The sequence below is a fragment of the Pseudocolwellia antarctica genome (assembly GCF_049933045.1).
GTDB lineage: Bacteria > Pseudomonadota > Gammaproteobacteria > Enterobacterales > Alteromonadaceae > Pseudocolwellia.
Genome location: NZ_CP187926.1, coordinates 99707 through 124154, shown reverse-complemented (window position 1 = coordinate 124154; position 24448 = coordinate 99707). Strand labels below are relative to the sequence as shown.

Below are 24448 nucleotides of genomic sequence, written 5' to 3'. Positions count from 1 at the left end.
CTGTTAATTAAATAACAACCAACTCCCCACGTAAGGCACCAGCTTGATCTAATGCTTCAAGAATTGCCATTACATCACCTGGACCAGCGCCTACTTCATTAATCGCTCGTACTAAGGTATTTAGTGTAACGCCTGGATCAAATACGAACATACGATTATCGCTTTCGTTCACATTGACAGATGAGCGCGTAGTAATAGCCGTTTCGCCTTCTGCAAAAGCATCAGGTTGTGAAACCTCTTGCACTTCATTAATGGTCACTGTAATTCCGCCATGTGTGATGGCAGCAGGTAATAAACGCACGTCAGACCCGATAACAATAGTGCCTGTTCTTGAGTTAACTATAATTTTTGCTGATGATCTATCTGGTTCAAACTCTAAGTTTTCTAGAGTTGATAAAAAGCTTACTCTGTCAGCTAAGTCGCGTGGAGCACTTACTTGAACTGAAGTAGCATCAATAGCACGTGCTGAACCTGCAATAAGATCGTTAATGGTATCTGATAATCTTTTCGCTGTAGTAAAATCTGATCTGTGTAAATTAAAGGTGATGTGATCGCCACTACCAAACGGTGAAATCACTTCACGCTCAACCATAGCGCCATTAGAAATACGACCAACCGTTGGTGTATTTACTAGTATTTTAGAACCATCTAACCCGCCAGCACCTAAACCACTTACGATTAAGCTACCTTGAGCTACGGCATAAGCATTGCCGTCAACACCCATTAATACGGTTTGTAATAATGTACCGCCACGTAAACTTTGAGCTGAACCCATAGAAGATACGGTTACATCTATTTTTTGACCCGATTTTGCAAAGGCTTCAAGTTCTGCATGTACGGCAACAGCCGCAACGTTTTTAATTTTAGGCTTTAAGTTAGCTGGCATAGTAATACCAAAATTACTTAGCATGGTTTTAAAACTTTGTTCTGTGAATGGGCTTTGCTCACCTGTACCAGGTAAACCAACCACTAAACCGTAACCTAAAAGTTGATTAGATCTTACGCCAGCAACGTCGGCTAAATCTTTAATACGTTGTGCATTTACTGAGTGAGTAAATAAACACACGAAAACAACACTGAACTTACATAATTGTTTGATTAACTGCTTCATAGTATTACCTTATTTATGGATGATTTTATAAAGCTAGGCTTTATAAAGGCCACCATGAGCTACCGAAAAATTTAGACAACCAACCTTGTTCTTGTGCGTCTGCAAAAGCACCTGTACCCGCATATTGAATACGTGCATTGGCGACTTTACTTGAGGTTATTGTATTGCTTGAGCTGATATCTTGTGCGCGAATAATGCCTGTTAAGCGGATGTATTCGTCGCCATTGTTTAACGACATCCATTTTTCACCACGGATCATTAAGTTGCCGTTAGGTAACACACGTAGAACATGAACTGAGATGTTCCCTGTTAAACTGTTACTTTGATCTGATTTAGAGTCACCAGAAAAATCAGAATTTTGGTTGTAGCTAAACTCTAACGAATCACCACCCAATGTTATTGGTGCTCCGCCTAACCCGAGAACAGAACCAAGAGATGAAGAATTATCTTTACTCAATTCTGTTTTAGCATTTTTTTGTGCTTGTGTATTTTCACTTAGTAAAACAGAAATAATGTCGCCAACACGATGAGCTTTAGAGTCTGAGTAAATATTGTTTACGTAGTTTTCTTTAAATAAAGACCCTGTAGGAATAACCGGCTCTTCTTCCATTTCAGGTAAGATTGGAGCGAAATCAGGATCATTCGGTAATATTTTTGCCTGTTCTATACTTGCACAACCCGATAGTTGAATAAGTAAAACACTCATTAACATTAAATATTTCATGGCCCTCTCCTCTCTTACTTTAAATAAATGTGAGCACGGTAAATGTGTGCTCTGTAAAATATGAAAAACTTATAATTGTTGATTGATATAACTAAGCATTTCATCAACGGCTGAAATAACTTTTGAGTTCATTTCATATACACGTTGGCTTTCAATTAAGTTAACAAGCTCTTCGGTGGTATTAACGTTCGACGTTTCTAACGCACCTTGTACTATCATGCCGAAACCTTCTAAACCTGGAACACCTTGTTGAGGGTCACCACTTACTGCGGTTTCAACAAACAAGTTTTGTCCGATAGGCTCTAACCCTGTTGGGTTAATAAAGTTAACGGTATTAATTTGTCCTACAACGGTTGGTTCAGGTTCACCTTGAAGGGTTACTGATACTTCACCATCTTGTGAAACGGTAATAGATAATGAATCATCAGGGATCGTAATTTGTGGCTGCATTAAATAACCTGCGCCTGGCGTTACGATGTTACCTTCATCATCCATGGTAAATTGCCCGTTACGGGTATAGCCTGAGCTACCATCTGGCATTAATATTTCGAAAAAACCTTCGCCTTGGATCATTAGATCTAATGCGTTATCGGTGTTTAACATATCGCCTTGGGTATGTATTTTTTGTGTAGCAACGACTTTAGTACCCGCACCTAACATTAAGCCTGAAGGTAATTCAGTATCTTGCGCTGATTTACCACCTGGCTGATTGATTGTTTGATACAACAAGTCTTCAAAAACCGCTCGGCTCTTTTTAAAACCAACAGTACTTGCGTTAGCTAAGTTGTTAGATATAACCGCAATTTCTTTGGTTTGTGCGTCTAAGCCAGTTTTACTGATCCATAATGCTGGATTCATAAATCACCTCAAAATTCATTTAGAAAGCGCGTAATAAAGAAGATGCACTAGAATCTACTTCTTCAGCGGTTTTCATTAGTTTCAATTGCATTTCAAATTGTCTTTGTAATGCGATCATCTCTGTCATTTCCCCAATAGGGTTTACGTTGCTTGATTCAAGCATGCCGCTCATAACATTTACGTTTACATCAGCTGCTTCAATCTGACCATCTGTTCTTCTGAACAAACCATCGGTACCTTTTTCAATCGCACGGTTGTTAGGATTAACTAACTTAATACGTGCCACCTCTTCTTGTGTTGTAACAGGTGCGCCTTCAGGCTGAACCATGATGGTTCCATCACGGCTTATTTGAATATTTGTTACAGGTAAAGGAAGAAAAATAGGACCTGAATCGCCGATCACTAACTCCCCGTCTGAGGTTTCTAATGCACCTGTTTCAGTTAAACGTAAATGACCGCCGCGTGTGTAAGCTTCTGAACCATCTTTTGTTTGAACCGCTATCCAACCTGAACCTTCAACAGCAATATCTAAATCTCGACCTGTTGATTGTAAAGCCCCACTGTCAAAGTTTTGGCTGGCTATTTCAGTCATAGAAAAAACACGAGAAGGCATACCTTCACCGAAAGCTTGCATTGATCTTGCTTGCGCTAGATCGGCCTTAAAGCCTGTGGTTTTAGCATTCGCCAGGTTGTTTGCATTCACAGCCAGAGCGTTCATATTTTGTTTCGCCCCACTCATGGCGATATAAAGCATTTTATCCATAACGAATCTCTATCAATTAAATCTGATATTAGAAATGCAATTAGAGTGCCATAAAAAACAGGCACTGGATAAAAAGTGATGAATAAAAGAACAAGGATGGAAGGTGTTTTACTAAGATGAGGTTACTAATAGATGATTTTTATATAATAAATGAGAGGATTAAACACTCATCTGAAGTGAAAAAGAGGTTAAAATATAACGTTTTCCACTTCAGGAGAGATTTTATTTAATTATGACACTTCATGTCCTTTAGCCATTTGAGATTTATTATATGAACCTCGCATGACTAGCTGATATAAAGCCGGTATAGCAAACATGGTTAATGTTGAAGAAAACAATAATCCCCAAACTATAGAAGTAGCAACAGGTGACCACATTAGTGAGTGCCCACCTAAGCCCGCAGCTAAAGAGAATAAACCAGCCACGGTAGTTAACGTTGTAATTAAAATAGGTAACATGCGTCGTCTAGCTGCATAAAAGGTTGAGTGAGTTAATGTCATGCCTTTGATGATATTTTCATTCGCTGTAGAAATTAAAACAATAGATGAGTTAACTGCTATACCTGCTAGTGCAACAACGCCGTACATGGTAAACAAACTTAAAGGATCTCTTGATACTAACAATCCTAAAATAACGCCCACAAGTGCCAGCGGAACCGTTAATAAAATCATTAAAGGCTGAAAGTAACTTTGGAACTGTGTACTTAAGATTAAATACATTAAGCCAATACCAAAAAGAAATAATAAGCCCAGTGCATCTAAGCTTTCTTGAATGTCATCAAGCTCGCCAGTAAAGTCTAATGAAACATTAGGGTATTCTTCTGCAACACCCGCCCAAAAATCAACAATCAATTCGTTAGCTTCAACGGTATCGATAAGCTCTTTATCAATATCTGATTCTATGGTGATAGTGCGTTTAAAGTTGTAATGCTTTAAGTTGCTTTTAACTTGCATGGTTTCAACATGAACTAAGTCTCTTAATTCAATGTTTGTACCTGAACTTGTAGGCACGGTAAGTTGCAATAACGCATCTATATTGTCAAATTCGTTTAACGCTGCAGCCGTTGATTTAACACGTAATGCAATTCGATCGCCTTCGTTTTGCACATAACTAACAATTTCACCATCAACCAACATTTTTACTGAACGTTGTACGTCGGTTGGCGATACGCCTAAACGGTTAATCGCATCGTTATTTAAGGTAAGTTGTAAGCCGAAGCGACCTTTATCATCGTCATCACTTAAGTCGGTATAGCGTGAATCTTTCTTTAAGAATCCTGTTATGGCATCGGTTGCTAAACGTAATTCTTGGTAGTTATCACCTCTAACTTTTACGCTAATGGCTCTACTCGTTGGAGGCCCACCAGCTAGTTTCAAAAATGAAATATTAGTAGGACCTACCACTTCAGATAAAGCCGTGCGGGTATGTTCAATAAGTTCTTCAACCGTTCTCATATCACCTTTTTGAGGATTCAGAGACACTAGAGTTTGACCTAAATGATCACCAAACACAGGCGCTTCGTCAGTAAAGGTTTGTCCTGCATAGCTTACTACCGAGCGAACTTCATCATCTTCTAAACCTTGACGAGCGATGACTTCTATCTCTTGAGTTTTCTTCATGGTGGCTTGCAATGAACTTGTCGCTGGCATTTCCACATTGATATAAAACAAACGTACAGTATCTGCAGCAAAGAAGTCTGTTTTAACTAAACCAGAAAGTAATGATACTCCCGCGAAAGCCAACATTAATAACATACCCGCTAAGGTTTTCTTAGGATTACGCATAACTTTGATCAAACCAAAGCCGTACTTAACTTTAAGTTTTCGGATTTTTTTTTGGCGGAACTCATCAATTTTACTGGGTTTATCGAAGTTAACTTTTGCAGCAAGAATATGCCCTGGTAGCATCCAATAAGCTTCGACTAAACTAAAAGCTAAAGCGACAGTAACAACTAATGGTATCACCATCATAAATTGCCCAATAAAACCGGGAAGCAACATAAGGGGTAAAAACGCAGCCATAGTTGTAAGCACTGAAGCGGTTACAGGTTTAATTACGCTTTGTAACCCACCCCAAGCCGCATCTATACCTCTTTTACCTTGACGTAATCGATAATAAATAGATTCAACCACCACAACGGCATCATCAACTAACATACCTAAGGCAATAACAATGGCTAACAATACAGAGGTATTAAGGGTTTGATCTAAAAGCTTAAGAACAATAAATGTTCCCGCTAATGTAAAAGGAATTCCTATGGTAACTAGAGCACTGACTCGAGCGCCTAAAAAGAACCAAGTCACGATTAATACAAACAGTAAGCCGTAAATAGCATTAGTTTGCATAATGTTAAGGGCATTTTTGGTGATCTGAGTTTGGTCATCAACTAAAACAAATTCAACACCGAGTGCATCACTGACTTTGTTTTTTTCTGCCAAAAACTTTTCAATACGCTCAACTAACTCTAACGTGTTACTACTTTCTTGTTTCATGACTGAAAATAGTACTGCAGGTTTACCTTGAAAACTCACAATTCTGTCAGCTTTAGCACGTGTTCTAACAACTTGAGCAACATCAGTTAAACGCAATTCAGTGGTCATTCCGTTAGCGGTTAAAATAGGTAATTGAGCTAATACTTCAGGATCTGTTGTTGTGCCTTGAACTCGCACTAGCCATTGGTCTTGAGCAATACGCGCAGTACCCGCAGAAATATCAGTAAAAAATGTTCGAATAGAGTTAGCGATGATAACCGGTGAAATACCTAAATGTTGAATTTTATCTAAATCGAAACGTACCTGTATTTCAGGCTCACGCAAGCCTGTAGCATCAACGCGATCGACGCCAGCAATACGTGCTAAATCTTTTTCTAACGCACGGGCTTGTCGTCTTAAGTTTTCATCATCAGATAAGCCAGAAACAACGACAGTAGCCGAGGGGAAAGCATTGGCTGTTGTTATTTCAAATATTCTTGGTCTTTCAGCCTCTTCAGGCATTTGGTCTTCTACGTTACTAATTTCGCGACGTAAATCAGCAACGCGTTTATCAAACTGTCTATCATCCATTTCATGAAAACGAACGAGAATACTTGATATAGCTTCTCTGCTGGTACTTGATACAAATTTAATATCTTGAACTTTTTCTACCGATTCTTCGATAACATCAGTAATTTTTTGCTCTACATCTCGTGCTGATGCACCAGGTAAAAAAGTAGTAATTTGCATCCAGTTAAAATTAACGGTTGGATCTTGCTCTCTCGGTAGCTGGTTATAAACAATAAAGCCTACTACCAAGATCAGCACAAAAACTAGATTTGTGAGTACATGATTTTGAATTAAATTACGTAACCACATTATGATTTACCACTTTCAGCTCTAGCTTTATTACTTGGGTTAGCTAATTTAACAGCATCACCATCTTCTAGCCCTTGTCGTCCTTCCGTAATAATTTGAGTAGATGGCGCTAACTCGTAAGTTATTGGCCGCCCTTCTTCTGCCTGTTCAACAGTAATAAATTTAGCTTTATTATTTTCAACAACAAAATAGCCACTTTTTCCTTTTCGCTTTTGTAATAAATAAGCAGGCAAATATGGCAGTGGATTCTCCCAACGTAAACGACCTGTATCGCCAGCTACTGCTTGTTTATCAACAAACAAAAAACGGGCTTCACGACTACGTGCATTTTCTTCAATAAGAGGTAAGTATGCGCGTAAAGTTACAGGGTAGAATTCTCCATTAATGTCTACATTATAAATTTTAGCTTGGTGAAAACTTTCGGCATCGCTTGAGGCTATTTTTGCAGAAACTTCTAAGCGTTTATCTTCTATTAATTCAACAAGTGGCCTGCCAAAATCAATCATTTCACCCAAGTTGGCAACGCGTTTGGTTACTACACCATCGTAAGGTGCTTTAATATTACATCGCTCAACATTTAATAAGGCATTGTCTACCGCTGCTTTTTTAGCTTGTAATAAACCTCGAGTATTTTCGACAGCATTATTTAGTCGGTCTAATTCAGCTTCACCAATATTTTTTTGTTTTAAAAGACTTCGCCCTCTAACTAACTCGCGTTTTTTAAATAACAATTCCGAGTAGAGTTGATTGTATTGAGCGAATTCTGAATTATGATTTAGCGTGTTTATTTGACAATCTAAGGTGGCAAGTATTTCGCCTTTTAGTACTTGATCGCCCACATTCACCATTAACTTGGTTACTACACCCGATGTTTGTGCGGGAATAACACTATGATTTAAGGCTATGACGAGAGCAGGTGAACTTCGAGTTGGATGCAGAAGTAATTCACTTGCCTCTTGGGATAAAACAAAAGTTTCGGCATAACTAAAATGGGAAGTTAAAATAAAAGTTAGTGAAATCAATGAGGAAACGAGTTTCATGTTATTCCTTGTGCTATTTTTATTAGACTCAATGTACCTTGAGCAAAGATTTGATCAATCAGTTAACTATATCGGCATATCATTAGAATAGATGATTTTTTATTTAAAGTAATAGAAGTGTAGACAATTTATTGTATTCAAAAGCAATGATTTAACCAATGAGTAAGTTTATTTAGTTGTTAGTTAAATTTTACAGAGATATGTAAAAATTCAATTATACGCAAGTCAATTTATGGGTTTTGTTAAAGCTGAAGCCAATAGATTCAACATTCATAGCGATATTTAATAGGGAGTAAGTGCTTAGGCTATGACTTCGCTAGCCACCAAGAGAAGATAGCTAGCGATAACATAAGTAACTTAATACCTAACAGCGATATCGTTTATTTGAATATTGCCGAGTAAGTTTTTTTCTAACGTTATGGCTTTAGCGCTTTCTCTTGAAGTACTTATGACTTTGACTTTATAAGGACTTATATTAAAGCCTGAATAAGTTTTGCCAGAATCAGCTATAAAGTTATTCGCATGTAACAATGAAAACTCGTCACCGACTTTAACACCTTGGTTTTCGCCTAAGTTAAATAGAATCGTATCACCATCAACTTTAACAATTCTTCCGCGTGTAGGTTCGCACATCATATTTTCGTCAATATCGCTGATCATGGTTTCTAGCGTATGGTTGATCATTAAACCATATTCACTTTGCCAAAAATTATTACTGGTAATATCTACGCTTTTTCTTTTATCAAAGGTCCAAGGGGCTTTATTTTGATACTCTTTATCAAGTATAAGTTCACCATTACTACCATTATATATATACAAGTTCATTTTAAAGTGACGATCTAGGTGATCCTTTTGCCAAAACTTTAACTCGCTATTTGTACGTTCGGTTAAAGACAAGTCAGGTATTTCTGCAAACATAATAAACTGAGTGTCGGTATGATCGGATAATGACATGGTCAGGTTTTTAATTTTTTCGTATTGCATGCTGTTATTTAAACGTGAAAAGCCCGATTTGTTTTTTATGGCAAGCTTAGTATCTAAATAGTAGCCTTCACTATTAATTTTTCCGGCAAGCTTTCGCATCACTTCACTGTCTAACTTATATATTTCACCTACGCTTGCTTGCTCGCGATAAATAATATTACTGCGAGTTAATAACACCGATTTACGATAATCGGCTGAAAAGCATTGTTTGTCTTGAGGGAAAATATCAGCACGAATTTTTACTGTGACCGTATCGTCACTATATGTTTCTTCAATAAGTTCGAATGAATTAACTGTGCCTGATGCACGAATACTGATTTGGTCTTGTGTGAGTACGCCATTGATAACCTGTTGAACACTCGACACTGACGCCCCTGCCACTAATAAAGCTCGTTTAAGTGCATTTTCCATGGCCTTTACACGGGCAGCTTCATTGTCGCCATTAGCAACATGCGCTTGACCTTGGGTTTCATACCACTGTGTAAAAGCCGAGAAGCTAGTTAACATCAGGCTTAACAGTAATAAGAGTATACGCATGTTGGTTCCTACTTTATTAGGGTATTTATTAAGAAAGTTTATCTGTGCAGTAAATTAAATAAGTAACTACACTAGGGTCTGTTGAACTTTCAGGATTAAATTTTATTCAATTTAAAACGGATTTAATCGCGATGTGAGCTTTGTCTAATAGTTATTCTATTAAAAAAGCGAACAGCAATGAGTAAATTCGTTTTAAATGAACCCAAAGGGCAACATGTGTTTGAAATTTATACCACGTTATCGTCTGTTCGAGTAGCTAGCTACACGTCACAGTCTCCGCCTTGTCTAAATATCAAACACCTTGCTGTAAAAACAATCTCGAAAGATCAACAGACCCTCATATAACTTTAGTTTAAATATGACTTAAATATAGTTTTTGATGTATGCACTTTTTATGCCCAGTGTTTTACTTTAAAGGCTTTACTGTAAATTCTCTTCTTAAAGCATCTAAGTTCTGGATAAATTATTTTATATTGGCTTGAATTATGCTTTGTTTTCATTAGAAGTAATGATTCAACTGAGGAATACACAATGAAAAAGTGGCTTATTCTATTACTGTTACCGACTTTTTTGTCGTGCACAAGCAATAACAACCTGAGCAACAATAATGAAAAAGAAAATTTTTATAAAGCGACTCAAGTAGATAAAGGCGAAATTGATAGTTTCGCACTTCCTAGACATGCGATTAACGATGTAGTTAAAGGTTTAGCGTATCAAATGATGGAGAGTAGCTCTTTCGTTAACCCTAAGACGCCTATAGCGATTGCTTCTTTTGTTAATTTAAAAGATTTAGAGTCTACTAATTGGCTAGGTAATCAGTTATCTGAAAGCTTTATCCATGAGTTTCAAAGACATGGACTGATTGTTGTCGACTTTAAAACCACAGGTCATATTCGTGTGACTCCAGATGGCGATTATACTTTTACCAGAGATTGGAAAGAGTTACCTGAACGCCAGATAATTGACTATGTTGTGACAGGAACCATGATGGAACAAGATGGTGGCGTTATGGTTAATGCTCGTATGATTGGTATGCAATCAAGAGTGGTCGTAGGCAGTGCGCAGTCTTTTATCCCTGCTTGGGTGATTGGCGAGAAGCTAAATCATAACGATGCAATGGTTAATATGAAAGACGGCTTAATTATTCGCGACAGTAAAATGTTGGAATCAGATAAAAGAGCTGTTGAAATTCAACAATAACAGGAGATAACGATGAATAAGCCTTATATTACGTTATTCTTTAGTGCCTTAATACTGTGTTTAAGCAGTTGCTCTATGGTGTTTGATAAACATGTAGAATGGCAAAAATCTAAACCCGAAAGCTTTCCGGTATTGCATGCTGTTGGTCAAGCGCCTATCAGTTTACAAAAGTCTGAACATAAAACTCAGCGCATGCTTATGGCAATAAATGCCTCTAAGCTTGCCGCTTATGCCGAATTAGCGGAACAAGTTTACGGTCAACAAATTGATGGTAGAACAAGTATGTCTAATCTACTTATTAATAACCAACAATTAGATGCGTCAATCAAAGGTATTATTCGCGGTGCTAAAGTTATTAAAAGTTATCCAGTTGGCGATAGTTACACAACTGAACTAAGCTTAGACTTTAAAGACGTTTATGAATTGTATGTTGCTTCCACGAGCGGCAATACAATTAAAGAAGTGAAATATTATTAATTAACCTGAACTAAGGATCGGCTCGGGTACTAGCTTATTAATGATAAATATCCACACTAGAACAAAAAAACCTGCTTATTTAGCAGGTTTTTTATTTTATATAACACGCTGAGCGACATATTCAGATTAGATATCTAATACCTATTATTTACTACCTATCTTTAGGCTTTTAAATCTAAGCTACTTAAACCACCACTTGTTTTACCTTTATTGTCGTAGGTGAGTGTTGATTTAGTATGATTTTCTAATAGTGTTGTTCGCATACGTTCTATTGATAATTGTGATTTATGAATAATTTCGCCATTCACTTTGTTCAAACTTTTACAATTAATGAGAATGTTTTCTATTGCTTTAAGCTGGTCGCTATAATTGCCATTCTTCTTATCTTCAACAAATTGCGCATTAGCCGCCAGCAACTGATCGGTTGCATCTATTTTTACAAGCAGCTCGTTCTTTAATTTGTTTATTGCAACAAGCTTATCTGGACTGTGCAGTTTGAGGATCTCATATTCATCTTTTAATAGCTGTTCTAATTCAACCAGCTGATTAGTTTGTTGCGCTAATAATTCAAAAATATTTGTTACGTCTGTCACAGCCTAACCACCTATATATAATAATGGGATAAGATTATGTGATTGACGAACAAAAGTAGTTAACCTTGATAAAGGTAAATCAGTTACTACTGTTTATTTTGAATATTCAATCACTAATCAATACTAAATTCAAAGTCTGCAATGCTTGCTGCAAGCTTTTCAGGATCAATTTTGTATTCACCTGAAGCAATAGCAGTTTTTAATTGCTCAATCTTTTTTTGATCGACTACAGGTGCATCTGCTGCTTTCTTCTGTAGTTCAGACATTTGTTGTGCCTGAGGAGTTAACGACACAGAATCTTGACGAGCAGTTTTAGTACTAGCACTGTCTGTCGCAACTTGTTGTTTTATCTGTGTGTGTTGATCTGTATTTTGTTTTACTTGACTTGTACTATTCAAGTTATTGATATTAATAGCCATAATAAATTCCTGATAACAACATGTTATAATCTCAGCCTATATATCGGCACAGTGTTATTTTTCTTTAGAATAAATTATAAATTAATTCTAACTTGATTCACAGCTTCCACTCTAGCATTTATCGTTCTGCCTGACTTGCTATTTCTGATCTGAACTTGCTCACCTTTACTACCATCAGTGAGAGCTATTCCTGCGGTTTTAATGGTGAAGCCATCTGACTGAGCAATAATAGTGACAGACTCTCCTTCGCAAACTAAGCAAACATTACGTGGTGACACTACAGCGCCTTTTGATAAACGACGCTTAAGTCGTCCACCGGTTATTTGTGCAACATTAGTTATAGTTTCGCCACGCACGCTATTTATATCGGTATATTCTGTGATCGTATTACTTTGATTTATTACAGTGCCTTTTGCTAAAACATTTTGAGTAACTAACACTAAAATCTCTTGGCTGATTTTTACAGGAATATACATTTGCCAAGGAATTTCATCCTCACAATAAATTTTAACATTGATGTTTCTACCATTATGGTTTTCAGGTATATTCGCTTGAAGCGGTGCTTCGCATGGTTTTATGGTAAGTCGAGGATCTAGCTCAGGTAAGCTGATCTCTAATTTCCCATCACGCGGTGAGTCGATATTATTTTTAACAAATAATTCAACAAACTTAACTAAATTGTCTTTATCTATCGTGTTGCCTGCACTATGAAACGATATCAGTGAAAAAATAAAGAACAAAGTTGGCAATATTTTCATATAAATCATAAATATTGTTTTCTTTTTTTAAGTAAATAAAAATAGTCGTCTATGCTTAGGATAAGACAAATATGTAAATTAATGTCAAATAGTCGACAGTAAGTTTACTATACTAAGCTACCATCAAGAAGTGTGCCTAAGTAAATTAGCACAACGTAATATGAGGTTTTTATGGCAAGTATTCTAGATTCAGTTAATCAACGTACTCAATTAGTCGGTCAAAATAGGCTTGAGTTATTGTTATTTAAATTAGTTGGTCGCCAACGTTTTGGCATTAACGTGTTTAAAGTAAGAGAAGTTTTACAGTGTCCTAGATTAACTCCTATGCCTAAACAAGATAAATACATTAAAGGCATTGCTCATATTCGTGGTCAAACAATTTCAGTGATCGATTTAAGTAAGGCAACGGGTGGTCCTGCCATCGAACAAACTGAAAATTCGTTTATTATTATTGCTGAATATAACCGTAGTGTTCAGGGGTTCTTGGTGGCGAGTGTTGAAAGGATCACAACTCTTAGCTGGAAAGATGTTATGCCGCCGCCTGAAGGTGCAGGTAAATCAAGTTACTTGACTGCGGTGACTGAAATAGATAACGAAATGGTGTCTATTTTAGATGTTGAAAAAATATTAAATGAAATTAACCCTGTTTCTACCGAGTTAAGTGAAGGTGTTGCAGACGTTACGGTGGGTGAACAAGTAGGTGACAAATTAGTCATGATTGCTGATGACTCAGCAGTAGCGAGAAACCAAGTAAAACGTGCTCTTGCACCTTTAGGGTTAAATATTATATTGGCTAAGAATGGCCAAGAAGCTTTAGACCAGTTACAAGAAATTGCTGAAACATGTGAAAACAGCATTACAGAAAAAGTCGCCTTAATGATTTCAGATATTGAAATGCCTGAGATGGACGGCTACACATTGACTGCAGAAGTTAAAGCGACTGAAAAAATGCGTGCGCTACCTATTATTTTACACACATCATTAAGTGGTATTTTTAACAATGCTATGGTTGAAAAAGTAGGTGCTGATGACTTTATTCCTAAGTTTAATCCTGATGAATTAGCTACTGCAGTAAAAAAATGGTTAAAGATTAATGATAAATAAATTGTCGTTTTATAAAAAGGAAAGTATACGTGCCACATAGGCTACTTGATGAAAGAAACTATTTCGAGTTTAGAACATTTCTAGAACTGCAATGTGGCATTGTCTTAGGTGAAAATAAACAATATTTAGTTAAAAGCCGATTATCTCCTCTGCTTTCAACCTTTAAAATTGATAGTTTAACAACCTTAGTAAAACAAACTCAAAATCCTGCTGAACGACAACTTCGTGCTGCCGTTATAGATGCTATGACAACGAATGAAACCTTATGGTTTCGTGACGACTACCCTTTCGAGCTATTTAAAAATAAGCTATTGCCAGAGTTGGCTGAAAGTAAGCCGTCTTTAAAAATATGGTCTGCAGCAAGTTCTTCAGGTCAAGAACCCTATTCTATTGCTATGGCAGTACAAGAGTTTTTACAAACGAACCGCAAAGCATTTCCACGAGGAGTGCAGATTACAGGCACAGATATATCTACAACCATGCTAGATCATTGTAAGGTCGGCTATTATGACAGCTTAGCCCTTTCTAGAGGTTTGTCAGAGGAGCGTAAGAAAAGATTCTTTGTGCCGAGTGACAAAGGTATGTGGCAAGTAAATGATGCAACCAAAAAGATGGTTAACTTTCGACAATTAAATTTACTCAATAGCTATAGCTTGATGGGAAAGTTTGATTTGGTGTTTTGTCGTAATGTTCTTATCTATTTCTCACCCGAAATTAAAACTAAAATCCTTACTCAAATACATGGTATTTTGAACCCTAACAGCTATTTATTTTTAGGTGCGTCTGAGTCAATATCTGGGCTTAGCCAAGACTTTTCTATGGTTCGTTGCAACCCAGGAATAGTTTATCAGAAGCAGTAAACCTCCAACAATCCTTTATAGAACAATCACGTACAACTCCCTTTCTTAAACCCCATAATATTGACACTTTTGCTTGGCATAATACTTGAATATGTCAGTTTAATTACAAAAGAGGTGATGTTATGGCTATTAGTTTTGACAAAGCATTTGGAATACATCCTGAGAGTTTAGCGCTTCGCTCTAAGCAAGCGGAAGTTGTTGCCGGCAATATTGCGAATGCAGATACGCCTGGTTATAAAGCTAAAGCGATGGATTTCGACAAAATGCTATCCCAAGCGGCACAAAAACAACAAACAGGTATGTCTCGTACTCATGAAAAGCATCTAGATGTTAGTATTCAAGCGAGTAGCGGACTAGTATTTCGCATGCCAAATCAACCAGATACCGGTGATGGCAACACAGTAGATGTACAGTTGGAACGAAACTTGTATTTAGATAACTCTATGCGTTATCAAGCTAGCTTACAATTCCTTACTGGAAAAATTCAAGGCTTGAAAAAAGCAATAACTGGAGCGCAATAATCATGAGTCTATTTAACGTGTTTAACATAAGTGGTACGGGCATGAGCGCTCAGTCGGTACGTTTAAATACTACAGCAAGTAACATTGCTAACGCAGATAGCGTAAGTAGCAGTATTGATGAAACGTATAGAGCAAGACATCCAGTTTTTGCCGCAGAGATGCAGAAAGCTGCCGCAGGGCAAGAAAGCTCAGTAGGTGTTCAAGTTTTAGGTATAGTTGAAAGTAACAAACCTTTAAACGTTGAATACTCTCCAGAGCACCCGATGGCAGATAAAGACGGCTATATTTATAAGCCTAATGTTAATGTAATTGAAGAGATGACTAATATGATTTCAGCATCTCGTTCATATCAAACCAATGTGCAACTGGCTGAGTCAGCTAAAAACATGTTGAATAAAACATTAACATTGGGTCAACGCTAATTACTTTTTAGGAGTAGGAAATGGTTGATACAGTAACTGGTGGTACAGCGTTAGACTCTTTACGCTGGCAACAAGAAAGCTATACCGAAGCTGACAACGGCAACGGTATGCTTACGCAAGAAGATTTTTTCTCATTGCTTACTGCAGAATTAGCACATCAGGATCCTACAGAGCCGACAGATAACAATGAGATGATATCTCAAATGACGGCATTCTCGACTACTGATGGTGTGGCAAACTTAAATGATCAGTTTACGTCGTTCGCCTCGACCATGTCTTCAAGCCAAGCGTTACAGGCTTCATCTCTTGTTGGAAGAAGTGTATTAGTTGATGACAATGTATTTGGTATGACTGAAGGCGACGAGGTTATTGGCAAAATTGTAACTGATGAAAATGCCAGCAACATTAACATTTACGTTGAAAACACAGCAGGCGAAATTATTCAAACAGTTGCTGTAGGAGATATGGCAGCTGGTGAAGCAAGTTTTACTTGGAATGGATTAGACGGTAACGGAGACCCTGCACCAACGGGTGCATATCGTTTCAGAGTTGCTGGGCTGGTAGATGGCCAAGCATCAGAACTTCAAGCGATGACCTACCGTAAAGTTGATAGTGTAACTTTAGCTGGTGCTGGTGGCGATATCGTTTTAAATCTAAATGGTGGTACTTCTATGGCGTTACAAGACGTTGTTGAAGTGTCTGAAGGTTAACCAACCAACAAATTAATTTATAAGGTGGATATATGTCTTTTAATATCGCATTAAGCGGCTTAAACGCGGCTCAGAAAGATCTTGATGTTACTTCAAATAACATTGCCAACGTAAGCACTGTAGGCTTTAAAGAATCTCGTGCTGAATTTGTTGATGTTTACGCTGCATCTTTACTTTCTGCAGGTAAAACAAAAGTTGGAGACGGTGTATTAACTTCTGAAGTAGCACAACAGTTTTCTCAGGGTAGTATTCAGTTTACTGAAAACTCATTAGATTTAGCGATTACAGGTAACGGTTTTTTTGCTGTAGTGCCTGAATTAAATAGCTTAGAATTTTCATACACACGTGCAGGTCAATTCAAGTTAAACGATGACAACTTTGTAGTTAATTCTGCAGGTCAGCATTTACTTGGTTTTCCAGTAAATACAGATGGAAGTTCATCTTCTGTAAGTTTAAGTACGTCAGAACCTATTCAAATACCTACAGCGTCAGGTGCTCCTGAAACAACAACTGAAGTAGATGTGCGAATGAACCTACCCGCTGGTGACTCAATAATTACAGGTTCACCAGGTACTTTTGACTTAACAGATCCATTAACTTACAACCATTCAACGTCAGTAACTGTTTTTGATTCGTTGGGTGATAGTCATATCATGACCTATTACTTTATTAAAGAAGCTCCTAATGCTGCTGTTGCTGAGGATCTGACAGCCACACCTCCTGTTGCTGCTTCACCAGCTTCTAACCCTTGGTTAGTACTTGCAGCTGTTGATAATGAACAAGTTAGTTTAGACGCATCAGATGGTACAACAAATACAGTAGGTGCGAATGCAGGTTTTACAGGTGCTAGATTAAGTTTTAACTCAAGTGGTGACTTTGTTGCTCAAGAGCCAGCAGGTGGCTTTCAAACGGCAGCTTTAGGTGCATCTATACTTACAAATGGTTCAGATGCAGCTCAAACGATTATAATTGACTTTAATTTAGATACTGCTGGTGTAAACAGTAACGAACCGACTCAATTTGCTTCAGGTTTTGAAGTAACATCATTAGAACAAAATGGTTTGCCTGTAGGTCGACTTACTGGTTTAGACATTGGCGCCGATGGACTAGTGCAAGCAACTTATAGTAATGGTACATCTCAAGCATTGGCTCGTGTTGCTTTGGTTAGCTTTGCAAATGATCAAGGCTTAACTCAAGAAGGTAATACTAACTGGAAAGAAAGTATTTTATCGGGTGAAGCATTAGCAGGTGAAGCTGGAGTCGGTACTTATGGAACCATTAACTCGTCAGCGTTAGAGCAATCAAATGTTAACTTAACAACAGAGTTAATTGATTTGATTTCTGCTCAACGTAACTTTCAAGCGAACTCGAGATCGTTAGAAGTAGATAACCAGCTGAACCAAACAATTTTACAAATCCGATAAATTCTAATAGCTCGGTAATCTAAATAACCTCCGTCAAGATTATTAAATAGGTTATGTAAAAACTCTAGTGACATAGCTCTTATAAGTACCCAATAAAAAATCCGCTAATTAGCGGATTTTTTGTTGTCTGAACTAAGCTAATTATTCAGCTTCTGGACGCATATGCGGGAACAAGATAACGTCTTTAATCGTTGGTGAATCAGTAAATAACATTACTAAGCGATCAATACCAATACCTTCACCAGCTGTTGGAGGCATACCGTATTCTAATGCATTGATATAATCAGCATCGTAGTGCATTGCTTCATCATCACCAGCATCTTTTTCTGCAACTTGTTTTTGGAAACGTTCTGCTTGGTCTTCTGCATCGTTAAGCTCAGAGAAACCATTCGCTAATTCACGACCACCAACAAAGAACTCGAAACGGTCAGTGATGAATGAGTTGTCATCGTTACGACGAGCAAGTGGTGAAACTTCCCATGGGTATTCTGTAATGAATGTTGGCTGGTCTAATAAATGCTCTGCAACTTCTTCAAAGATTTCACAAATATATTTACCTGGACCCCAAACTTTAGACGCTTCATTCTCTTTAACACCAACAGCTTTTGCCATGGCTTTAATTGCGTCAAAGTTATTTTCTGGGTCACGTAAAGCTGCTTCATCAAGCTGCTCAGCACCACGATGATCTTTACCATATTGTAAAATAGCATCAACCATTGATAAGCGTGCGAACGGCTTACCAAGATCATAAAATTTCTCTTCTACTACTTCACCTTCAGCGTTCTTAACGGTATTTCGAATTGTTGTAGTACCTAATACATCTTGTGCAATAGTGCGTAACATTTCTTCAGTAGTATTCATCAAGTCATGATAATCAGCGTAAGCTTGGTAAAATTCAATCATGGTGAATTCAGGGTTATGACGTGTTGAAATACCTTCGTTACGGAAACTACGGTTAATTTCAAACACACGATCAAAACCACCTACGACTAAACGCTTTAAGTTAAGTTCAGGTGCTATACGTAAGTACATATCAAGATCAAAAGTATTGTGATGTGTCATAAAAGGTTTAGCCGTAGCACCACCTGGAATTATTTGTAACATCGGTGTTTCTACTTCCATAAAATCACGTTGTTCTAAAAAGTTACGAATACCAGAAACTATTTTTGAACGAATTTTAAAAGTATTACGTGTATCTTCGTTGATAATTAAATCAACGTAACGTTGACGATACTTAGTTTCTTGATCTGATAAACCGTGGAATTTTTCAGGTAATGGACGTAAAGATTTAGTGAGTAATGAGTACTCGTCCATATTCACGTAAAGATCGCCCTTACCTGATTTATGTAAAATACCTTTAATACCTACGATATCGCCAATATCTAATGAACCCCATTTTTCACGTATTTCTTTTTGAACAGTCTTTTCAGAATAACCTTGAATGCGACCTGACGAGTCTTGTATGACTAAAAATGGACCACGCTTTGCCATAACACGACCAGCAATAGCATAAGTTACTTGTAATGCTTCAAGCTCTTCTTTGGTTTTTTCACCATGTTCAGCCTGAATATCAGCAGCTAAATGTTCACGGTTAAAATCATTTGGAAAACCATTCGCAGAACTATTAGAGCGAATTTTTTCAAGTTTTACACGGCGCTCAGCAATAAGTTTATTTTCATCTTGTGCTGCAGGTGCATTATTAGCTTTATCTGTCATTTTATTTCTCAAGGTTATCTTTAATTTTGCAATGGGTTGAAAGAGTTCATAAGGATTTATAAACCTGACGTTAAACTGGCTTATAAAAACTTATCTAAATCTCCATCTAATACGGGTTTTCTGTAAGTTATGTTTTCAATGTTTTTGAAAATAACCTACAAACTAGACTTTAAACTGGCTTCTAAAAATTTATCTAAATCGCCATCTAATACGGCTTGCTTGTTTTCTATAAGTTCTATTTTCAATATGTTGAAAATAGTTTACAAACCAGACTTTAAGCTGGCTTCTAAAAATTTATCTAAATCGCCGTCTAATACGGCTTGAGTGTTTCGATTTTCTACACCCGTTCTTAAATCTTTAATACGACTGTCGTCTAATACATAAGAGCGGATTTGACTGCCCCACCCAATATCAGACTTACCGTCTTCTAATACTTGTTTATCTTCATTTTGCTTTTGTATTTCCATCTCGTAAAGCTTGGCTTTTAAAAGCTTCATCGCTGTTGCACGGTTTTTATGTTGCGAGCGATCCGCCTGACAAGCCACTACTGCACCTGTTGGCTCATGCGTAATACGAATAGCTGAGTCAGTTTTGTTTACATGCTGACCACCTGCGCCTGATGCACGGAAGGTATCGATACGTAAATCAGCTGGATTGATATCAATATCAATATTGTCGTCTATTTCAGGATAAATAAAAGCAGAAGCAAATGATGTATGGCGTCGACCACTTGAATCGAAAGGTGATTTACGTACTAAGCGATGTACACCTGTTTCGGTACGCAACCAACCAAATGCATATTCACCTGAGTATTTGATAGTACAGCCTTTAATACCTGCTACATCACCATCAGTAACTTCGATCAATTCAGTTTTGAAGCCTTTAGCTTCTCCCCAACGCAGGTACATTCTCATCAGCATTTCAGCCCAATCTTGAGCTTCTGTTCCGCCTGAGCCTGATTGAATATCTAAGTAACAACCGTTTTCATCGTGATCGCCTGAGAACATGCGACGGAATTCTAATTTTGCGAGTTTCTTATCTAACTCGTTAGCTTCAGTTTCTGCATCGTTGAAAGTATCTTCATCTTCTTCTTCAACGGCTAACTCAACTAAGCCCTCAACATCTTCACAACCTGTATCTAAATCATTAATGGTTTCTACTACCATTTCAAGTGATGCTCTTTCTTTACCAAGGGCTTGTGCGCGCTCGGCATCATTCCAAACATCTGGAGATTCTAACTCCCGTGAAACTTCAACTAATCGCTCTGATTTCAGATCGTAGTCAAAGGTACCCCCGTAAAAGGTCGGTACGTTCACGCATTTCTTTGATTTTATTTAATACTGGATTTACTTCTAACATGAGTTATTTAGCACTTCTAAACGAGAAAAGATAAAAAATAGTCGCGCATTATACCGTAATTTAGAGGGTAAATAAACGTTACTATTTATGTTGATTTTCAGAAAGAATAAGTAGAAAGGTTATATAGATAAATATGAAATATAACCCTTCTAATACAGAGAGATTTAGTTGATAACTTGTATGTCTTCTATCATAAATTGTACGCTTTGCTTACCTCTAAATTCATTCACATCAAGTTTATAAGCGACATGTACTTGGTTAGCTTTTTGATTAGGCCATTGGCTAACATCAACATTAAAAGCTATGCCATCAAAGACTTTGTTGTTTTTCTGTAATACAACTTTTAGGTGTTTTTCACCCACAATTCGCTGTTGAATAATTAAAAAGCTATCATCAAATACAGGTTCGGCAAAGTTCTGTCCCCATGGACCTGACTCTCTGATCAATTCGGCAAAATCTAAAGTCAGCTCAGGTAAATTTAGCTCTCCGTCTGACAATAAAGTCCCTTGTAAATCTTCTTCAGCAATCCATTGACCTGCATATTGATTAAATAACTGCTGGAAAGTTTCAAAATGTTCTACTGGAATAGAAAGCCCTGCCGCCATAGCATGACCACCAAACTTTATAATTAATCCTGGATGTTGAGAATCAATATGTTCAAGTAAGTCACGAATATGTAAACCAGGGATTGAACGAGCAGAGCCTTTAATATCACTTTTTGGATCGTCAATATCTGCAGCGGCAAACACGATACTTGGACGATGATATTTTTCTTTTAGCCTGCCAGCCACTATGCCAATAACACCTTGGTGCCAATCTTTTTGAAAAAGTGATATCGCATTAGGCAAATTGCCTTCTTCGTAGTTCAAAGCTGACATGATTTTTTCCGCTTCAAACTGCATGCCTTGTTCAATAGAGCGGCGTGCTTTATTCAGCTCATCTAGTTCTGCAGCCATAGTGCGCGCTGTAGCTAAATCTTTTGCTAATAAACAGTTAATGCCAAACGACATGTCGTCTAAACGCCCTGCGGCATTTATTCTAGGACCCAAAGCAAAACCAAAGTCACTTGCAACAATACGCTGTTGATTTTTGCCTGCAATTTCAAGTAACGCTTGAATACCTGGACGGGTTTGACCTGCACGAATACGCTTTAAACCTTGAGAAACTAAAATACGGTTATTGTTATCAAGGGTTACTACATCGGCAACCGTACCTAAAGCAACAAGATCAAGTAATTGTGCAATATTCGGTTCAACCATTTGTTTAGTTTCAAACCATTGTTGCTCACGTAAATGTTTACGCAGCGCTAGCATTAAATAAAAAGCCACGCCAACACCCGCAATAGACTTACTTACAAAGGAACACTCATGTTGATTTGGGTTAACAATAGCATCAGCATTAGGTAATGTTTTACCTGGTAAATGATGATCAGTTATCACCACTTGTAAACCTAACGACTTCGCATGTTTAACACCCGCTAAACAACTAATACCGTTATCAACCGTGATAAGAAGTTGTGCGCCCTGCCCAGCTGCCATATCAACAATTTCAGGCGTTAAACCATAACCAAATTCGAAACGATTAGGGACAAGAAATTGATGGTTATGATAGCCCAACATAGTAAAAGCTTGGGTCATTAACGCAGTACTTGTTGCGCCATCTGCATCAAAATCACCAATAATACATATATTTAAATCATCGATAAAAGCTTGATGTAATATTTGTGAAGCAAGGGTGATATCTTTTAAAGAATCAACAGGAGCTAATTGACCAACATTTAATAACAATTCGTTTTCAGCAGAGATCCCACGATTAGCGTAAATCTGTTTAATAATAGGATGAAGAGAGCTAGGTAAGTTGCTTGTGGAATGAGTTGGCCTACGTTGGATTTTTTTTTGCATCACGTTGCCTATAGAGTATTTAGATAAAAAAAGAGCTACTTATAGTAGTAGCTCTTTTTTATAACATAGTTTTATAAATTATTTAATATTTGAGCAAGTTTTTCAGGTGGTTGATAACCTGGCATCATAAAACCATTTTCAAAAATAATAGCAGGTGTACCGTTAACACCAATTTGACGACCAAAATCAAATTCAGCTTCAATCGGTTGTTCACAAATACGTTCAGCTACATTAGAACCAGTCTTTGCATTGGTTAATGCTGTTGTTGGTGTTTCATGACACCAAATAGAACGTAAATCTTTAAAGCTTTGAGAATAGTTACCTAGTTGATCTCTAACACCCGCACGAGGGTAAGCTAAATATCTAACTGTAATACCTAAATCATTATAATCTTGCATTTGCTCGTGTAATTTACGGCAATAGCCACAAGTGATATCAGTAAAAACAGTAATCACATGTTTTTCATTTTTAGCAGGGTAAGTGATCATATTATTATCGAACTTTTTAACACCACTCAGCCTTACATCAGCCAGTGCCGTTTCAGTTAAATCAATAACATCTTTTTCTATGCTATATAACTTACCTTGAAGAATGTAATTACCATCAAAGCTTACATAAAACAAACCTTGCTTAGTAACAACCTCAGCCATACCGACCATTGATGAAGCTTTTATTGACTCGGCTTGTAAACCTAATTTAGACAATAACTTAATGGTAATAACTTTACTATCAAAAGCAGTTTGACCATTTTTCGATCCGCCTTCGCTTACAGCTAATACTGATGTATTAACAAATAATACAGAAAATAACACTAATATAAACTTAAAAACTTTCATTTATTATATCCAAAAAAATTAACAATCAGCCATAAGACCGCTTTCAATCATTTATAATTGCACGTAACTAATACATTAAAATTATAAAACAATTACTTATAATAAACCTTAAATAAAATGTTAGAAATTATTAAAACTAACGAAATTCAGATTAGATCTGATAAACTAATCGCAAAAATTTAACCCTCAAGTCATTAAATATTCACTAAGGCTTATCAATGAAAATTGGTTTATTTTATGGTTCCACCACTTGTTATACCGAAATTGCAGCAGAAAGAATTCAAGAAGCATTAAAGTCCTTCACTGTAGAACTCCATAACATTAAAGACACGCCTTTATCTGAAATAGCTAATTTCGATATTATTATCTTAGGTATTTCTACATGGGATTATGGCGAGTTACAAGAAGATTGGGAAGCGAAATGGGAAGATATAGCGGATCTTAATTTAGAAAATAAGATTGTTGCTCTTTACGGCATGGGCGATCAAATAGGTTATACCGATTGGTTTCAAGACGCTTTAGGCATGCTGCACGAACAAGTTCAGATGGTTGGCGCTTATGTTATTGGTCATTGGTCAAATGAAGGATATGAGTTTGCGCAATCGAAAGCGTTAACTGATGATAAAAGCCAATTTGTCGGATTATCGTTAGACGAAGATAATCAATATGATTTATCTGAAGCTCGTATCGCTCTATGGTGTGAAAATCTAGAAAAAGAATTAGAAAAAATATTCAATAGTATTTAGGATCTCATCCCATTTAGCATTATAATGCCGCCATA

The 24448-nt window shown here is 37.1% G+C and carries 23 protein-coding genes; 9 read left to right on the top strand and 14 right to left on the bottom strand.

Annotated features, from left to right (window positions below; all coding sequences use genetic code 11):
* Positions 1-7 precede the first annotated feature (7 nt).
* The 7 genes from ACPUVN_RS00540 to ACPUVN_RS00510 form a co-directional block, all read right to left on the bottom strand.
* Positions 8-1111 (bottom strand): flagellar basal body P-ring protein FlgI, encoded by a 1104-nt coding sequence (locus ACPUVN_RS00540; protein WP_426369735.1) that lies wholly within the window; start codon positions 1109-1111, stop codon positions 8-10.
* A gap of 40 nt (positions 1112-1151) precedes the next feature.
* Positions 1152-1835, bottom strand: coding sequence for a flagellar basal body L-ring protein FlgH (flgH, locus tag ACPUVN_RS00535; RefSeq protein ID WP_426358521.1), 684 nt, complete (start codon positions 1833-1835; stop codon positions 1152-1154).
* A 69-nt stretch (positions 1836-1904) separates the two neighbouring features.
* The gene (gene flgG / locus ACPUVN_RS00530; protein WP_426358522.1) at positions 1905-2693 is read right to left on the bottom strand and encodes a flagellar basal-body rod protein FlgG; all 789 of its coding nucleotides are present in this window, start codon (positions 2691-2693) and stop codon (positions 1905-1907) included.
* A gap of 19 nt (positions 2694-2712) precedes the next feature.
* Positions 2713-3456, bottom strand: a complete 744-nt coding sequence (gene flgF / locus ACPUVN_RS00525) for a flagellar basal-body rod protein FlgF (protein WP_426358523.1) — start codon at positions 3454-3456, stop codon at positions 2713-2715.
* A 230-nt stretch (positions 3457-3686) separates the two neighbouring features.
* Positions 3687-6806 carry an efflux RND transporter permease subunit gene (locus tag ACPUVN_RS00520; protein WP_426358524.1) on the bottom strand — a complete coding sequence of 1040 codons (3120 nt, stop codon included), beginning with the start codon at positions 6804-6806 and terminating at the stop codon, positions 3687-3689.
* Positions 6806-7846, bottom strand: coding sequence for an efflux RND transporter periplasmic adaptor subunit (locus tag ACPUVN_RS00515; protein WP_426358525.1), 1041 nt, complete (start codon positions 7844-7846; stop codon positions 6806-6808). Before ACPUVN_RS00515 ends, ACPUVN_RS00520 begins: the two co-directional genes overlap by 1 nt.
* A gap of 357 nt (positions 7847-8203) precedes the next feature.
* On the bottom strand, positions 8204-9367 hold the full coding sequence (locus tag ACPUVN_RS00510) for a flagellar assembly protein T N-terminal domain-containing protein (protein WP_426358526.1): 1164 nt from the start codon (positions 9365-9367) through the stop codon (positions 8204-8206).
* A 531-nt stretch (positions 9368-9898) separates the two neighbouring features.
* On the opposite strand from ACPUVN_RS00510, the gene ACPUVN_RS00505 reads away from it, so the two are divergent.
* Together ACPUVN_RS00505 and ACPUVN_RS00500 are read left to right on the top strand one after the other, a co-directional pair.
* On the top strand, positions 9899-10567 hold the full coding sequence (locus ACPUVN_RS00505) for a FlgO family outer membrane protein (RefSeq protein WP_426358527.1): 669 nt from the start codon (positions 9899-9901) through the stop codon (positions 10565-10567).
* 12 nt (positions 10568-10579) lie between these two features.
* Positions 10580-11044 carry an LPP20 family lipoprotein gene (locus ACPUVN_RS00500; protein WP_426358528.1) on the top strand — a complete coding sequence of 155 codons (465 nt, stop codon included), beginning with the start codon at positions 10580-10582 and terminating at the stop codon, positions 11042-11044.
* Positions 11045-11205: 161 nt separating this feature from the next.
* Here ACPUVN_RS00500 and ACPUVN_RS00495 read toward each other — a convergent pair whose 3' ends face one another.
* The 3 genes from ACPUVN_RS00495 to flgA form a co-directional block, all read right to left on the bottom strand.
* Positions 11206-11637, bottom strand: coding sequence for a flagella synthesis protein FlgN (locus ACPUVN_RS00495; protein WP_426358529.1), 432 nt, complete (start codon positions 11635-11637; stop codon positions 11206-11208).
* Between the two features lie 113 nt (positions 11638-11750).
* Positions 11751-12056, bottom strand: a complete 306-nt coding sequence (flgM, locus tag ACPUVN_RS00490) for a flagellar biosynthesis anti-sigma factor FlgM (RefSeq protein WP_426358530.1) — start codon at positions 12054-12056, stop codon at positions 11751-11753.
* A 74-nt stretch (positions 12057-12130) separates the two neighbouring features.
* Positions 12131-12814 carry a flagellar basal body P-ring formation chaperone FlgA gene (flgA, locus tag ACPUVN_RS00485; protein ID WP_426358531.1) on the bottom strand — a complete coding sequence of 228 codons (684 nt, stop codon included), beginning with the start codon at positions 12812-12814 and terminating at the stop codon, positions 12131-12133.
* 171 nt (positions 12815-12985) lie between these two features.
* Here flgA and ACPUVN_RS00480 point away from each other — a divergent pair, with 171 nt between their 5' ends.
* The 6 genes from ACPUVN_RS00480 to flgE all read left to right on the top strand — a co-directional run bounded on the left by ACPUVN_RS00480 (position 12986) and on the right by flgE (position 17855).
* Complete coding sequence (locus ACPUVN_RS00480; protein ID WP_426358532.1) at positions 12986-13918, top strand: chemotaxis protein; 933 nt, start codon at positions 12986-12988, stop codon at positions 13916-13918.
* Positions 13919-13947: 29 nt separating this feature from the next.
* Positions 13948-14778 (top strand): CheR family methyltransferase, encoded by an 831-nt coding sequence (locus ACPUVN_RS00475; protein WP_426358533.1) that lies wholly within the window; start codon positions 13948-13950, stop codon positions 14776-14778.
* A gap of 122 nt (positions 14779-14900) precedes the next feature.
* Positions 14901-15299: a flagellar basal body rod protein FlgB gene (gene flgB / locus ACPUVN_RS00470; RefSeq protein WP_426358534.1), complete on the top strand. Its 399-nt coding sequence runs from the start codon at positions 14901-14903 to the stop codon at positions 15297-15299.
* A gap of 2 nt (positions 15300-15301) precedes the next feature.
* Positions 15302-15721 carry a flagellar basal body rod protein FlgC gene (gene flgC, locus ACPUVN_RS00465; RefSeq protein ID WP_426358535.1) on the top strand — a complete coding sequence of 140 codons (420 nt, stop codon included), beginning with the start codon at positions 15302-15304 and terminating at the stop codon, positions 15719-15721.
* Between the two features lie 20 nt (positions 15722-15741).
* A complete protein-coding gene (locus ACPUVN_RS00460; RefSeq protein ID WP_426358536.1) occupies positions 15742-16431 on the top strand; it encodes a flagellar hook assembly protein FlgD in 690 nt (229 codons plus the stop codon).
* Between the two features lie 32 nt (positions 16432-16463).
* On the top strand, positions 16464-17855 hold the full coding sequence (gene flgE, locus ACPUVN_RS00455) for a flagellar hook protein FlgE (protein ID WP_426358537.1): 1392 nt from the start codon (positions 16464-16466) through the stop codon (positions 17853-17855).
* Positions 17856-17996: 141 nt separating this feature from the next.
* Here flgE and lysS read toward each other — a convergent pair whose 3' ends face one another.
* From lysS to dsbC, 4 genes are all read right to left on the bottom strand, one after another.
* On the bottom strand, positions 17997-19571 hold the full coding sequence (gene lysS / locus ACPUVN_RS00450) for a lysine--tRNA ligase (RefSeq protein ID WP_426358538.1): 1575 nt from the start codon (positions 19569-19571) through the stop codon (positions 17997-17999).
* 260 nt (positions 19572-19831) lie between these two features.
* Positions 19832-20930 (bottom strand): peptide chain release factor 2 gene (gene prfB, locus ACPUVN_RS00445; RefSeq protein ID WP_426369734.1). Its coding sequence is split into 2 segments (ribosomal slippage): positions 19832-20854 and positions 20856-20930, totalling 1098 coding nucleotides; the frame shifts between segments, so codons are not numbered across the junction.
* A 164-nt stretch (positions 20931-21094) separates the two neighbouring features.
* Positions 21095-22831, bottom strand: a complete 1737-nt coding sequence (gene recJ / locus ACPUVN_RS00440; RefSeq protein ID WP_426358540.1) for a single-stranded-DNA-specific exonuclease RecJ — start codon at positions 22829-22831, stop codon at positions 21095-21097.
* A 71-nt stretch (positions 22832-22902) separates the two neighbouring features.
* The gene (dsbC, locus tag ACPUVN_RS00435; RefSeq protein ID WP_426369733.1) at positions 22903-23667 is read right to left on the bottom strand and encodes a bifunctional protein-disulfide isomerase/oxidoreductase DsbC; all 765 of its coding nucleotides are present in this window, start codon (positions 23665-23667) and stop codon (positions 22903-22905) included.
* Between the two features lie 218 nt (positions 23668-23885).
* Between dsbC and fldB the strand changes: the two genes are divergently transcribed.
* On the top strand, positions 23886-24413 hold the full coding sequence (gene fldB / locus ACPUVN_RS00430) for a flavodoxin FldB (protein ID WP_426369732.1): 528 nt from the start codon (positions 23886-23888) through the stop codon (positions 24411-24413).
* Positions 24414-24448 lie beyond the last annotated feature (35 nt).

Coding starts and splice junctions, on each gene's coding strand:
- recJ (WP_426358540.1), bottom strand. CDS start 22,831: ATGCAAAAAAAAATCCAACGTAGGCCAACTCATTCCACAAGCAACTTA.
- ACPUVN_RS00510 (WP_426358526.1), bottom strand. CDS start 9,367: ATGCGTATACTCTTATTACTGTTAAGCCTGATGTTAACTAGCTTCTCG.
- flgH (WP_426358521.1), bottom strand. CDS start 1,835: ATGAAATATTTAATGTTAATGAGTGTTTTACTTATTCAACTATCGGGT.
- ACPUVN_RS00460 (WP_426358536.1), top strand. CDS start 15,742: ATGGTTGATACAGTAACTGGTGGTACAGCGTTAGACTCTTTACGCTGG.
- flgE (WP_426358537.1), top strand. CDS start 16,464: ATGTCTTTTAATATCGCATTAAGCGGCTTAAACGCGGCTCAGAAAGAT.
- ACPUVN_RS00500 (WP_426358528.1), top strand. CDS start 10,580: ATGAATAAGCCTTATATTACGTTATTCTTTAGTGCCTTAATACTGTGT.
- ACPUVN_RS00505 (WP_426358527.1), top strand. CDS start 9,899: ATGAAAAAGTGGCTTATTCTATTACTGTTACCGACTTTTTTGTCGTGC.
- flgB (WP_426358534.1), top strand. CDS start 14,901: ATGGCTATTAGTTTTGACAAAGCATTTGGAATACATCCTGAGAGTTTA.
- ACPUVN_RS00520 (WP_426358524.1), bottom strand. CDS start 6,806: ATGTGGTTACGTAATTTAATTCAAAATCATGTACTCACAAATCTAGTT.
- flgC (WP_426358535.1), top strand. CDS start 15,302: ATGAGTCTATTTAACGTGTTTAACATAAGTGGTACGGGCATGAGCGCT.
- flgM (WP_426358530.1), bottom strand. CDS start 12,056: ATGGCTATTAATATCAATAACTTGAATAGTACAAGTCAAGTAAAACAA.
- flgG (WP_426358522.1), bottom strand. CDS start 2,693: ATGAATCCAGCATTATGGATCAGTAAAACTGGCTTAGACGCACAAACC.
- ACPUVN_RS00515 (WP_426358525.1), bottom strand. CDS start 7,846: ATGAAACTCGTTTCCTCATTGATTTCACTAACTTTTATTTTAACTTCC.
- ACPUVN_RS00540 (WP_426369735.1), bottom strand. CDS start 1,111: ATGAAGCAGTTAATCAAACAATTATGTAAGTTCAGTGTTGTTTTCGTG.
- flgF (WP_426358523.1), bottom strand. CDS start 3,456: ATGGATAAAATGCTTTATATCGCCATGAGTGGGGCGAAACAAAATATG.
- dsbC (WP_426369733.1), bottom strand. CDS start 23,667: ATGAAAGTTTTTAAGTTTATATTAGTGTTATTTTCTGTATTATTTGTT.
- lysS (WP_426358538.1), bottom strand. CDS start 19,571: ATGACAGATAAAGCTAATAATGCACCTGCAGCACAAGATGAAAATAAA.
- flgA (WP_426358531.1), bottom strand. CDS start 12,814: ATGAAAATATTGCCAACTTTGTTCTTTATTTTTTCACTGATATCGTTT.
- fldB (WP_426369732.1), top strand. CDS start 23,886: ATGAAAATTGGTTTATTTTATGGTTCCACCACTTGTTATACCGAAATT.
- ACPUVN_RS00480 (WP_426358532.1), top strand. CDS start 12,986: ATGGCAAGTATTCTAGATTCAGTTAATCAACGTACTCAATTAGTCGGT.